General features: G+C 44.8%; 10 protein-coding genes. All 10 read left to right on the forward strand.

Annotation, left to right across the window (positions count from 1 at the left end):
* Positions 1–110: 110 nt before the first annotated feature.
* The 10 genes from atpC (at position 111) to leuB (ending at position 12811) form a co-directional block, all read left to right on the forward strand.
* On the forward strand, positions 111–359 hold the full coding sequence (gene atpC / locus BDE36_RS20175; RefSeq protein ID WP_128768593.1) for an ATP synthase F1 subunit epsilon: 249 nt from the start codon (positions 111–113) through the stop codon (positions 357–359).
* Between the two features lie 544 nt (positions 360–903).
* Positions 904–2625, forward strand: a complete 1722-nt coding sequence (gene ilvD / locus BDE36_RS20180; protein ID WP_141816272.1) for a dihydroxy-acid dehydratase — start codon at positions 904–906, stop codon at positions 2623–2625.
* Positions 2626–2738: 113 nt separating this feature from the next.
* Positions 2739–4478, forward strand: coding sequence for a biosynthetic-type acetolactate synthase large subunit (ilvB, locus tag BDE36_RS20185; protein ID WP_141816273.1), 1740 nt, complete (start codon positions 2739–2741; stop codon positions 4476–4478).
* Positions 4479–4549: 71 nt separating this feature from the next.
* A complete protein-coding gene (gene ilvN, locus BDE36_RS20190; RefSeq protein ID WP_141816274.1) occupies positions 4550–5158 on the forward strand; it encodes an acetolactate synthase small subunit in 609 nt (202 codons plus the stop codon).
* Positions 5159–5300: 142 nt separating this feature from the next.
* Positions 5301–6359, forward strand: coding sequence for a ketol-acid reductoisomerase (ilvC, locus tag BDE36_RS20195; RefSeq protein ID WP_128768597.1), 1059 nt, complete (start codon positions 5301–5303; stop codon positions 6357–6359).
* Between the two features lie 146 nt (positions 6360–6505).
* Positions 6506–8014, forward strand: coding sequence for a 2-isopropylmalate synthase (locus tag BDE36_RS20200; RefSeq protein ID WP_141816275.1), 1509 nt, complete (start codon positions 6506–6508; stop codon positions 8012–8014).
* A 57-nt stretch (positions 8015–8071) separates the two neighbouring features.
* Positions 8072–9469 (forward strand): 3-isopropylmalate dehydratase large subunit, encoded by a 1398-nt coding sequence (leuC, locus tag BDE36_RS20205; RefSeq protein WP_141816276.1) that lies wholly within the window; start codon positions 8072–8074, stop codon positions 9467–9469.
* A 41-nt stretch (positions 9470–9510) separates the two neighbouring features.
* The gene (leuD, locus tag BDE36_RS20210) at positions 9511–10107 is read left to right on the forward strand and encodes a 3-isopropylmalate dehydratase small subunit (protein WP_141816277.1); all 597 of its coding nucleotides are present in this window, start codon (positions 9511–9513) and stop codon (positions 10105–10107) included.
* Positions 10108–10201: 94 nt separating this feature from the next.
* On the forward strand, positions 10202–11734 hold the full coding sequence (locus BDE36_RS20215; RefSeq protein WP_141816278.1) for an alpha-isopropylmalate synthase regulatory domain-containing protein: 1533 nt from the start codon (positions 10202–10204) through the stop codon (positions 11732–11734).
* Between the two features lie 15 nt (positions 11735–11749).
* Positions 11750–12811, forward strand: a complete 1062-nt coding sequence (gene leuB / locus BDE36_RS20220; RefSeq protein WP_141816279.1) for a 3-isopropylmalate dehydrogenase — start codon at positions 11750–11752, stop codon at positions 12809–12811.
* The last annotated feature ends 61 nt before the right edge of the window (positions 12812–12872 follow it).

Genomic DNA, 12872 nt, shown 5'->3' on the forward strand with positions numbered 1-12872 from the left:
TAAGTAGCAAGTATTTAGTAGCAAGTAGCAAGACACATATTACAGTACCAAGTATCAGAAAAGAAGATAAAATCTTAATACCTGATACTTGATACTAAGTACTAAATAACATGACATTAGAAATTTTAACACCTGATCAGACCGTTTTCGAAGGAGAAGTTAACTCGGTTACCGTACCTGGTACTCAGGGTTCTTTCGAAGTACTGAATAATCACGCTCCTATTATCTCTACACTGGAGGATGGCAAAGTGATTATCCGTACCGGTGGAAAAAGCGAAGAGAGCTACTTCATAAAAGGCGGTGTTGTTGAAGTACTCAACAATAAAATAACTGTTCTTGCTGAAGGAATTGTAAAATAATATAACCTTTGTTAAAGGGTAAAGGGCTTCTGAAAAGAGGCCCTTTTTTTGTGGTCCTTTGGCTGGTTTTCCACAATGAAAAATAACATTTTAAACTATTATAAGCAGCTGCCTTTTTCACTTAGCGCCGTCCCCTCGAACAAGAGTCAATCGCTATGTTAAGCAAATATAATTTTTAATGATTTCTTTCAACTTTTTCTCTTATTCACGCCGTTTCAGGAAGAAAACAGCCCCTTTGCTCACCTAAACCAAATATTTAAACCGTATACCAAAACGTGATTTGGTATAGTGATTCCAAATTTTCCGAACAGAAAACCCATACGATTCCAAATTTTATTCCGGAACGATTAATATGATAGAATAATATACTAATTGAAAATTTCTGTTGCATCCTATTGATTGATATAGATCAAGTCCCTACCTTGAGGATAGATAAAAAGGACAGATGCCGCAGGGCTCAATGTTCATTAAAAATAAAGAGTTTTAATCAATTTATATTCATTTATTAAGACGGGGTAATACGATAAAATATTACTAACAAAACATGAAATCATCAACAGATTTGCAGGGTACAACCGAAACACAGGAAGAGTTAAACCGCTACAGCAGCACACTTACACAGGACCCAACACAGCCTGCTGCACAGGCTATGTTATATGGAATCGGGTTAACCGACGATGACATGAATAAAGCACAGGTGGGTATCGTGAGTATGGGTTACGACGGGAACACCTGCAACATGCATCTGAATGACCTGGCGAAGCTGGTGAAAGAAGGTGTATGGAAGGAAGATCTGGTAGGGTTAATATTCCATACCATCGGGGTAAGTGACGGGATGGGTAATGGGACTCCCGGCATGCGTTATTCTTTAATCAGCAGGGATGTTATTGCTGATTCAATTGAAGCGGTATGCGGAGCTCAGTACTACGATGGCTTAATCGCGCTTCCAGGCTGCGATAAAAACATGCCTGGTTCTGTGATCGCGATGGGACGGCTTAACCGCCCGGCTATTATGGTGTACGGCGGAACAATAGCTCCCGGACATTATAAAGGTGAAGACCTGAATATCATTTCTGCATTCGAGGCTTTAGGGAAAAAGATTGCAGGGCAAATTGATGAAATAGATTTTAAAGAGATTATAAAGCACTCCTGCCCTGGTGCGGGCGCCTGCGGTGGTATTTATACTGCAAATACCATGGCTGCTGCTATCGAGGCACTCGGAATGAGCTTGCCTTATTCTTCTTCAGCACCAGCCCTGAGCCCCAATAAAAAAGAGGAGTGCTTAAGAGCTGGTAAGGCGATCCGCTTATTGCTGGAAAGAGATATCAAGCCAAGAGATATCATGACTAAAGAAGCATTTGAAAATGCTATCGTCACTTTAATGGTACTTGGCGGTTCTACCAATGCAGTGCTTCACCTGATCGCTATGGCTAAGAGCGTGGACGTGAAACTGACTCAGGATGACTTCCAGGCGATCAGCAACAGGATCCCGGTCCTTGCCGATATGAAGCCAAGCGGTAAATATATGATGGAGGACCTGCATAACGTTGGCGGTGTTCCTGCAGTTATGAAATACCTTCTTCAGCAGGGATGGCTTCATGGCGATTGCCTCACCTGTACCGGTAAAACACTCGCGGAAAATCTCGCTGACGTACCCGAACTGGATTTTGATACGCAGAAAATCATTTTACCCGTTGATAAGCCCGTTAAAGCGACCGGGCACCTGCAGATCCTGTACGGCAACCTGGCTGAAGGCGGAAGCGTAGCTAAGATCACGGGGAAAGAGGGTGTTTACTTCGAAGGTCCGGCAAGGGTTTTTGACGGGGAGTCGCATCTGATTGAAGGCATCAGCAATGGCAGGGTGCAGCATGGTGACGTAGTGGTAATTAAGAACATCGGGCCAAAAGGTGCTCCCGGGATGCCGGAGATGCTGAAACCTACGTCGGCTCTGATTGGCGCCGGACTTGGAAAGTCGGTAGCCCTGATCACCGATGGACGCTTTAGCGGCGGTACTCACGGATTTGTAGTAGGACATATTACTCCTGAAGCTTACCTCGGCGGCTTAATCGGCCTGGTACAGGACGAAGACAGGATCGAAATAGACGCGATAAAACGCCAAATCACTCTGAAGGTATCTGAAGAGGAGATTGCCAAACGAAAAGCAGCATGGGTACAGCCCGAATTAAAAGCCAAAAAAGGTTTACTCTATAAATACGCAAAGCTGGTAAGCAACGCTGCTGAAGGTTGCGTAACCGACGAAGACTGAGTTGGGAGTTGAGAGTTGAAAGTCGAAAGTTAAGAGTCGAAAGGCGAAAGCTTAAAGGTAAAAGTTGAAAGCTTACCGCTGATAGCAAAATATCTAATTTTAAATCTAAAAACATGGAAACAGCGCAACAGGAAGTATTGACTGCGAAAGAACCCGACACAGGAATAGAACTGACAGGATCAGTGGCTTTGCTGGAAGGACTCGTCGTGGAGGGTGTTGATACAATCTTCGGGTATCCGGGCGGTGCAATAATGCCTATCTACGATGCTTTATATGATTACTCAGATAAGCTGAAACACATACTGGTCCGCCATGAACAGGGTGGAATCCATGCCGGACAGGGATATGCCCGTTCTTCGGGAAAAGTGGGTGTGGTATTTGCAACGAGCGGACCAGGGGCAACCAACCTGGTCACCGGACTTGCTGATGCACAGCTCGACAGCACTCCTGTTGTTTGCATTACCGGACAGGTATTTGCACATCTGCTGGGGACTGATGCTTTCCAGGAAATCGATGTGATTAACATTACTTCTCCGGTAACTAAATGGAATTACCAGATAACGGATGCTACTGAGATTCCCGAAGTACTTGCCAAAGCATTTCATATCGCCCGCAGCGGCCGGCCCGGTCCGGTCTTGATAGATATTACTAAAAATGCGCAGCTTCAGAAGTTCAACTTCAAGGGATATACTCCCTGCAGACATATAAGGAGTTACCGTCCGAAGCCCATTGTGAGAAAAGAGTACGTGGAGCAGGCAGCCGAACTCATCAACAGTGCAAAGATGCCTTTTGTGTTGTGGGGACAGGGCGTTATTCTCGGCAATGCAGAGCAGGAATTTAAAGCGTTTATAGAAAAATCGGGAATTCCTTCGGCGTGGACTATCCTTGGCGCAGGAGTGATACCCAACGACCATCCGCTTAACGTTGGAATGCTTGGAATGCACGGCAATTACGGTCCTAATGTGCTTACCAACGAATGTGACGTACTGATAGCCATCGGAATGCGCTTCGACGACCGGGTAACAGGCCGTCTGGATAAGTATGCTAAACAGGCGAAGGTTATCCACCTGGACATCGACCCTGCAGAAATCGACAAAAATGTACAAACAACGGTTCCTGTATGGGGCGACTGCAAAGAGACGTTGCCTTTGCTCACTTCTCTTGTTGAAACAAAACAACATGCTGAATGGCTGGAACGATTCAAAGAATTCGAAAAGAAGGAAATTGATGCCTTGATCCGGGAAGAGCTCTTCCCTACCTGTGAAGAGATGACAATGGGCGAAGTGATCCAGTCGTTGAATGAACTCACGAATGGCGACGCTGTTATTGTTACCGACGTAGGGCAGCACCAGATGGTTGCCTGCAGATATGCGAAACTGAACCACACGAGAAGCAATATTACAAGCGGCGGTTTAGGCACTATGGGCTTCGCTCTGCCCGCAGCAATAGGCGCAAAATTTGGCGCGCTGGACAGGCAGGTGGTAGCTATTATCGGCGATGGCGGTGTACAAATGAATATTCAGGAGCTGGGCACCATCATGCAAAGTGGCGTAGATGTCAAAATAATCATTCTGAACAATCAGTTTCTCGGAATGGTTCGCCAGTGGCAGGAACTGTTCAATGAAAGGCGCTATTCCTTTGTAGATATAACCAGTCCCGATTTTGTAAAAGTAGCCGAAGGTTATGGAATCCACGGAAAGAGTATTGCAAAAAGGGAATATCTTAAGGATGCCCTGAAAATGATGCTCGAACATGAGGGATCTTATCTCCTGGAGGTGATGGTTAAGAAAGAGAATAACGTGTTCCCTATGGTACCTCAGGGTTGCAGCGTTAGTGAGATAAGACTGGCTTGAGTTATGAATTATGAGATATGAGTTATGGGATATGAGATACTCAAATCTCAAGACTAATTAATTAAAAAATCATGGATACAGAAAATACTCCGGTAAAGCAGGAATATAACATTACTGTTTATACAGAAAATCAGATTGGTCTGCTTAGCCGTATCGCCATTATCTTCACAAGAAGAAAGATTAATATCGACAGCCTGAATACCTCTCCGTCGGAGATTGAGAGTATTCACCGTTTTAATATTGTGATTAACGAAACGGAGGATGTAGTAAGAAAAGTTACACGACAGATCGAAAAGCAGGTAGAAGTACTTAAGGTGTATTACAATACCAACGAAGATGTGATCTGGCAGGAGATGGCCCTCTATAAGGTACCTACTGACACTATTGCTGAGAAGGCATCGGTAGAACGCCTCCTTCGCGAGAATGGCGCCCGGGCAGTGGTAATCAGAAAAGACTATACAGTATTTGAAACCACTGGCCATCGCGAGGAAACGGATAACCTCACTGCGGCTCTTCAGCCCTACGGATTGATTGAGTTCGTAAGAAGTGCACGGATTGCGATCATTAAGGATAGCGAAGGTTTTAACTGCAAGCTGAGGGAGTTTGAAAGAACTGAACCCGGACAAGATGTAGTAGAAAATGAGTACCTTAACAGCCGCGAAAAAGTATTCACAATGTGAGCGTCGGGAGTTAAAAGTAGAGAGTTAAAAGTAGAAAGTTAAAAGTAGAAAGTTGAGAGTTAAAAGCTGAAAGCTAAAAGCACAAAGCAGAAGGCTGACAGCAATAATCATAAAAACAAAGCAAAAGTTCAAACAAACAATCATGGCAAAATTAAATTTCGGCGGTGTTGAAGAAAATGTAGTGACCCGCGAAGAATTTCCGTTATCAAAAGCACAGGAAGTACTTAGCAAAGAAACGGTAGCAGTAATAGGCTACGGAGTACAAGGACCCGGACAGGCTCTTAATCAGAAAGATAACGGCATCAACGTTATTGTAGGACAACGCAAAAACTCTAAATCATGGGATAAAGCAGTACGTGATGGTTTCGTACCGGGTGAAACTCTTTTTGATATAGAAGAAGCACTTGAAAAAGGTACAATCATTTGCTACCTTTTAAGCGATGCAGCTCAGATAGAACTTTGGCCTACCGTTAAAAAGCACCTTACTGCAGGCAAAGCCTTGTATTTCTCTCATGGCTTCGGTATCACGTTTAATGAGCAAACCGGAATCGTTCCTCCTGCTGATGTTGACGTATTCCTCGTAGCCCCTAAAGGATCAGGCACTTCATTACGCCGGATGTTCCTTGAAGGCCGTGGATTGAATTCAAGCTTTGCAATCTTCCAGGATGCCACTGGTAAAGCATGGGAAAGAGTAATAGCTTTAGGTATTGCCGTAGGTAGTGGTTATTTGTTTGAAACTGACTTCAAAAAAGAGGTTTTCAGCGACCTGACCGGCGAGCGTGGTACTCTCATGGGTTGTATCCAGGGTATCTTTGCTGCTCAGTATGAAGTATTGCGCAGTAAAGGGCACACTCCTTCTGAAGCATTTAACGAGACTGTTGAAGAATTAACTCAGTCGCTGATGCCTTTAGTTGCAGAAAACGGTATGGACTGGATGTATGCAAACTGCTCTACGACTGCTCAGCGCGGTGCCCTTGACTGGTGGAAGAAATTCAGGGATGCTACCAAGCCCGTTTTCGAAGAATTATACGAAAGCGTTGCAACAGGAAAAGAATCTCAGAGATCTATCGACTTAAACAGTCAGCCAGATTACCGCGAAAAGCTTGACGCAGAGCTAAAAGAACTTCGCGACAGCGAAATATGGCAGGCTGGCAAAACTGTAAGAGGCTTGCGCCCGGAAAATCAAACAGTAGAGGCATAAGCCAACGCTCAATATAAGAACAGGGAGCAATTAACAAGTGCTTCCTGTTCTCTGTATAATTACAATTTGAATTAATATATACTTAATTCTATTTCAAAAACAAGTACTTAAGCTTAGCCTGGCAGAACGGGCAACAAAACGAGAATATGTTACACGATCCTAACCGCATATTTATTTTTGACACAACACTCCGCGACGGAGAACAGGTACCCGGTTCTCAGCTCACAACTCCTGAGAAGATCATTATAGGTGAGGCACTTCAGTCGTTGGGCGTAGATATTATTGAAGCAGGATTCCCTATTTCCAGTCCTGGCGACTTCCAAAGCGTTATTGAGCTGTCAAAAATAATTCGCGAGCCTATCATCTGCGCACTGAGCCGTGCTAAAAAGGGAGATATAGACCTTGCAGCTGATGCATTGAAATATGCGAAACATCCACGTATACATACGGGCATCGGCGCCTCCGATATGCATATTAAGTATAAGTTTAACAGCACAAGAGAGGAGATCCTTGAGCGGGCTGTAGAAGCTGTTAAATACGCAAAGAAGTTTGTTGAGGATATTGAGTTCTATGCAGAAGATGCTGGCAGGGCCGACAATGTATATCTGGCTCAAATGATCGAAGCCGTTATTGCGGCAGGTGCAACTGTAGTTAATATCCCGGATACCAATGGATATTGCCTGCCGGAAGAATATGGAGCGAAAATCCGTTTTCTGAAAGAAAATGTAAAAAATATTGATCAGGCCGTTATTTCAGTACATTGCCACAACGACCTCGGCCTGGCAACAGCAAACAGCATGGCCGGCCTTCAGAACGGAGCCCGCCAGGTTGAATGTACTATTAACGGAATAGGTGAACGTGCGGGAAATACTTCACTGGAAGAGGTAGTGATGATCCTCAAAACACACCGTTCACTGAACCTTCATAACAGCATAAACACAAAGCATTTATATAAATTAAGCGGAATGGTAAGCCGCATGATGCGCATGCCTGTACAGCCAAACAAGGCAATTATAGGAAAGAACGCATTTGCACATAGCTCGGGGATCCATCAGGATGGCGTACTTAAACACCGCGAGAATTATGAAATAATAAACCCGGAGGACGTTGGGATCGATCAGTCTGAAATCATCCTGACGGCACGCAGCGGCAGGCATGCCCTGAAGCATCACCTTGAACGCCTGGGGTATTCTGTAGATCGTATCGACCTGGATCATGCTTATGAGCGCTTTCTCGAAATGGCTGATAAGAAAAAAGAGATCAAAGATGATGACCTTCTTTTACTCATGGGCAACGGCAATGATACAAACTATAAAAACGGGGTAAAAATACAATCGCTGAAGGTAATCTGCGGCGAAGAAACCAGTCCCCAGGCAACGGTAAAACTAAGCTATAACGGAAATGAAGTTGAAGCGACAGCCTCTGGTAACGGCCCGGTTAGCGCCACGATTAAGGCGATCGAGAGCATACTGGGCAATCATGTGGAGATTAAAGAATTTAATATCCATTCCATCGAAGGGGGAAGCGATGATGTTAGTAAGGTAGACATGAGGGTGATCCACGAAGAGAAATCATACATGGGCTACGGATTCAGCACCGATATCGTGAGAGCTTCTGCGAATGCGTACCTCGATGCCCTGAATAAATTTGTATAGATATATCTCTTCGAATGGAGAGACGTTAAAAGAACAATATAATTTTGACTAAAGAAAATGAGCAAGACATTATTTGACAAGGTGTGGGATGCGCATGTGGTACGTAGCATTGAAGGCGGCCCGGATGTGTTATTTATTGATCGCCATTTAATCCACGAGGTTACTAGTCCGGTAGCATTCCTGGGGTTAAAGACCCGGGGAATCCCTGTGCTATATCCGGAAAGAACTTTTGCAACCGCAGATCACAATACACCAACAATCAATCAGCATCTTCCTGTTGCTGATCCGCTTTCAGCGAACCAACTGAAGGCGCTGGAGGAAAATGCCGGAGCTTATGGAATCAGGCATTGGGGACTGGGTCACCAGAAAAATGGGATTGTACACGTTGTGGGACCGGAAAACGGCATAACCCAGCCAGGTGCAACCATCGTTTGCGGCGACTCGCATACATCAACTCATGGCGCTTTTGGAGCTATAGCCTTTGGTATCGGTACATCCGAAGTGGAAATGGTACTTTCTACACAGTGTATCATGCAGCCGAAGCCTAAAAAGATGCGGATCAACATTACAGGCAGTCTTAGCAAAGGAGTAACTCCAAAAGACGTGGCCCTGTTTATCATCTCAAAACTTACCACATCCGGCGCTACAGGATATTTTGTAGAGTATGCCGGAGAAGTTTTCGAAAGCATGAGCATGGAAGGCCGCATGACGGTTTGTAACCTCAGTATTGAAATGGGTGCACGCGGAGGTATGATCGCTCCCGACGAAACAACATTCAATTATATTAAAGGACGTGAATTCACTCCTAAAGGTGAAGCATGGGATAAAGCGATGGCTTACTGGCAGACGTTAAAGACTGACGCTGACGCTACTTTCGATAAAGAGTTTACATATGATGGGAGCAGCATTGAACCCATGATCACTTATGGTACCAATCCGGGAATGGGCATGGGAATATCTAACAATATCCCAACGGCGCAGGAACTGGACGGTGGTGTAGCTACTTATGAGAAATCGTTAAACTACATGGGCTTCCATGAAGGAGAATCGATGATCGGAAAGAAAGTAGATTATGTGTTTGTTGGAAGCTGTACGAACGGCCGCATTGAAGATTTCAGAGCTTTTGCTTCTATCGTTAAAGGCAAGAAAAAAGCGGATGATGTTACGGTATGGCTCGTACCCGGTTCTCATGTAGTTGAAGCACAAATTAAAGAAGAAGGATTGCTTGATGTATTAACAGAGGCTGGTTTTTCTTTACGTCAGCCTGGCTGCTCAGCATGTCTTGCGATGAACGACGATAAAGTCCCTGCCGGTAAATATGCGGTAAGTACCTCTAACAGGAACTTCGAAGGCCGCCAGGGCCCTGGTGCCAGAACCATGTTAGCAAGTCCCCTGGTTGCAGCTGCTGCTGCCGTTACGGGAGTGGTAACCGATCCAAGAACGTTAATTCAATAAAACTAATCACACGGGATTCAATTTACCCGCAAAGAAATAATATGGCTTACGATAAATTCACTGTATTAAAAAGTACCGCCGTTCCTCTTCCGATTGAGAATGTCGATACCGATCAGATCATCCCGGCCCGCTTCCTTAAAGCAACAGAACGCGTAGGGTTTGGAGATAATTTATTCCGCGACTGGAGATATAACCCCGACAATACTCCTAAAGCAGATTTCGTTCTAAATAACCCCGTCTACAGTGGTAAAATACTTGTCGGTGGCAAGAACTTCGGGTCAGGATCATCCAGAGAACATGCAGCATGGGCTATTTACGATTATGGCTTCAGATGCGTTGTTTCCAGTTTCTTCGCCGACATATTCCGCAACAATTGCTTGAATATTGGAGTGCTGCCGGTACAGGTTAGCGCAGAGTTCCTTGAAAAGATCTTCAATGCCATCTTCGCCAATCCGCAGACAGAACTGGAAATAAACCTATCTGAGCAAACGATTACGCTTTTGGCTACCGGCGAAAGCGAGAGCTTCGACATCAGCAGTTATAAAAAGGATAATATGTCAAACGGTTTTGACGACATAGACTATCTTCAGAATATAAAGGGAGAGATCCAGGAATTCGCTTCGAAACTACCATTCTAATAAGAATGATGCTATAAGTCCTCGTTTAACGAAAGGCGTTTCAACCCATTAATGAAACGCCTTTTACTTAAAAGGACAGCAAAGGAAATAAGCAATGAGCAAGCTAAACGCCGAAAAAAGAAAAATTGAGATAATGGATACCACACTCCGCGATGGTGAACAAACATCGGGAGTATCGTTTTCTATTTCAGAAAAACTAACCATTACACAATTACTCCTTGACGAGCTCAGGGTAGACCGCGTAGAAGTTGCGTCCGCCCGTGTTTCTGACGGCGAGTTCGGAGCAGTTAAAGCCATAACAGACTGGGCAGAAAAAAACGGATACATAAACGCGATAGAGGTATTATCTTTTGTAGATAACGGCGTTTCTATTGAATGGATGGAAAAAGCAGGTGTCAGAGTACAGAACCTGTTAACGAAAGGCTCACTGAACCATTTAACCCATCAGTTAAAAAAAACGCCCGAACAGCACTTCGCCGAAATCGCCACGGTTATACAATCTGCCAAAAGTAAGGGGATCGATACAAACATCTATCTCGAGGACTGGAGTAACGGGATGAGGCATTCGCCTGATTATACCTGGCAGTACCTGGAATTTCTGTCGACTCAACCGGTAAAGAGGATCATGCTGCCTGATACGCTGGGCGTGCTTACACCATCAGAGACGTCTCAATTTATATCGGCAATCAGGACTAAATTTCCGCAGCTTCACTTTGACTTCCATGCTCATAACGACTACGACCTTGCTACATCAAATGTGCTTGAAGCGGTTAAAGCCGGTATAAACGGGCTGCATTTAACCGTGAACGGCATGGGCGAAAGAGCAGGAAATGCTCCTATGGCGAGTGTAGTTGCCGTTATTAACGACTTTCTTCCTGAAGCTGAAATTGCCTTAAAAGAGTCGTCAATTTACAAAGTAAGTAAACTGGTTGAAACGTTTTCGGGCGTGAGAATTCCGACTAACAAACCCATTGTTGGAGAGAACGTGTTCACTCAAACGGCGGGGATTCATGCGGACGGTGATAACAAGAGTAACCTCTATTGCAACGCCCTGCTCCCTGAACGCTTTGGACGAAAACGGAAATATGCACTTGGCAAGACTTCAGGCAAGGCGAACATTGAAAAGAACCTCCAGGAGCTGGGCCTGAAGTTAAACAATGAGGACCTGAAGAAAGTGACTCAGCGCGTTATCGAGCTGGGCGATAAAAAGGAGGCTGTAACAACAGAAGATCTTCCTTATATTATTTCCGATGTTTTGAACAGCAAGCTCTACGAAGAAAAAGTGATCGTAGAATCTTATGTTCTTACGCATTCAAAGGGACTGAGGCCTTCAGCCACTCTTGCTGTGTGTATCAACGGAAAACTTTTTGAAGAGCATGCGCAGGGCGACGGTCAGTTCGATGCATTTATGAACGCCCTGACGAAGGTTTACTCCCGCATAAACATGAAACTGCCTAAATTAGTGGATTATGCAGTAAGAATAGCTCCCGGCAGTAACTCCGACGCGTTATGCGAGACGATAATAACCTGGGAAACGAACAATAAAACCTTTATTACCCGCGGGCTTGACTCTGATCAGACAGTCTGCGCGATTAAGGCAACTCAGAAAATGTTAAATATTATATAGAAATAAACCAACACAATGAAACTAAACATAGCCCTTTTAGCAGGAGATGGAATAGGGCCTGAAGTAATAGACCAGGCAGTTAAAGTAGTAAATGCAGTTGCTGTAAAGTTTAATCACGAAGTAAACTGGACTTCTGCTTTAACCGGAGCAGCAGCCATTGATGCAGTTGGCGAGCCTTATCCTGATGAAACCCATGAAGTATGTATGGCCGCCGACGCCGTTTTATTTGGTGCCATTGGCCACCCCCGCTTCGACAACGACCCTAAGGCTACAGTACGTCCCGAGCAGGGGCTGCTTAAAATGCGTAAAAAACTGGGCCTCTATGCTAATGTTCGCCCGACCTTTACATTTCCATCGTTAATCGACAATTCTCCTTTAAAGAGAGAGCGGATTGAAGGCACCGACTTAATCATCCTCCGTGAGTTAACCGGAGGTATTTACTTCGGCGAGAGAGGAAGAAAAGATGATGGCAACACGGCCTTTGATACATGCACATATACACGTGAAGAAATACAACGGCTTGCAAAGCTCGGCTTTGAACTTGCCATGACTCGCGGAAAGAAACTGTGCTGCGTAGATAAAGCCAACGTCCTTGAAAGTTCACGCCTGTGGAGGGAAACCGTACAGGACATGGAAAAGGATTTTCCCGAAGTTGAAGTAAGTTACGAATTTGTGGATGCAGTAGCTATGCGACTGGTTCAATGGCCGAAATCATACGACGTGATTATCACAGAGAACCTCTTTGGCGATATCCTTACAGATGAAGCTTCTGTAATTTCAGGATCTATGGGATTAATGCCTTCTGCATCTGTCGGCATCCACACCTCTCTTTACGAGCCGATCCATGGATCATATCCGCAGGCTGCAGGTAAAGATATCGCTAATCCGCTGGCAACGGTATTATCGGCGGCAATGATGTTTGAAGATGCATTTGGCTTAAAAGAAGAAGCAGAACTCATCCGGACAGTAGTTAACAAGTCGCTCACCGAGGGGATCGTAACAGAAGACCTTGCCGGAAAAGACAACAAAGCCTACAAAACCAGCGAAGTCGGCGACTGGCTGGCAAAAAACATATAAGGATTTACCAATTGCCTCCTCTCCCCCTTGCTGTTTAGGTAAGGGGGAATTTTTGTGTTAT

The organism is Arcticibacter tournemirensis, assembly GCF_006716645.1.
Taxonomy (GTDB): Bacteria; Bacteroidota; Bacteroidia; order Sphingobacteriales; family Sphingobacteriaceae; genus Arcticibacter; species Arcticibacter tournemirensis.

What these genes read in the sequence shown, in the direction of transcription:
- atpC (WP_128768593.1), top strand. Translation starts at nt 111, where the DNA reads ATGACATTAGAAATTTTAACACCTGATCAGACCGTTTTCGAAGGAGAA.
- ilvD (WP_141816272.1), top strand. Translation starts at nt 904, where the DNA reads ATGAAATCATCAACAGATTTGCAGGGTACAACCGAAACACAGGAAGAG.
- ilvB (WP_141816273.1), top strand. Translation starts at nt 2,739, where the DNA reads ATGGAAACAGCGCAACAGGAAGTATTGACTGCGAAAGAACCCGACACA.
- ilvN (WP_141816274.1), top strand. Translation starts at nt 4,550, where the DNA reads ATGGATACAGAAAATACTCCGGTAAAGCAGGAATATAACATTACTGTT.
- ilvC (WP_128768597.1), top strand. Translation starts at nt 5,301, where the DNA reads ATGGCAAAATTAAATTTCGGCGGTGTTGAAGAAAATGTAGTGACCCGC.
- BDE36_RS20200 (WP_141816275.1), top strand. Translation starts at nt 6,506, where the DNA reads ATGTTACACGATCCTAACCGCATATTTATTTTTGACACAACACTCCGC.
- leuC (WP_141816276.1), top strand. Translation starts at nt 8,072, where the DNA reads ATGAGCAAGACATTATTTGACAAGGTGTGGGATGCGCATGTGGTACGT.
- leuD (WP_141816277.1), top strand. Translation starts at nt 9,511, where the DNA reads ATGGCTTACGATAAATTCACTGTATTAAAAAGTACCGCCGTTCCTCTT.
- BDE36_RS20215 (WP_141816278.1), top strand. Translation starts at nt 10,202, where the DNA reads ATGAGCAAGCTAAACGCCGAAAAAAGAAAAATTGAGATAATGGATACC.
- leuB (WP_141816279.1), top strand. Translation starts at nt 11,750, where the DNA reads ATGAAACTAAACATAGCCCTTTTAGCAGGAGATGGAATAGGGCCTGAA.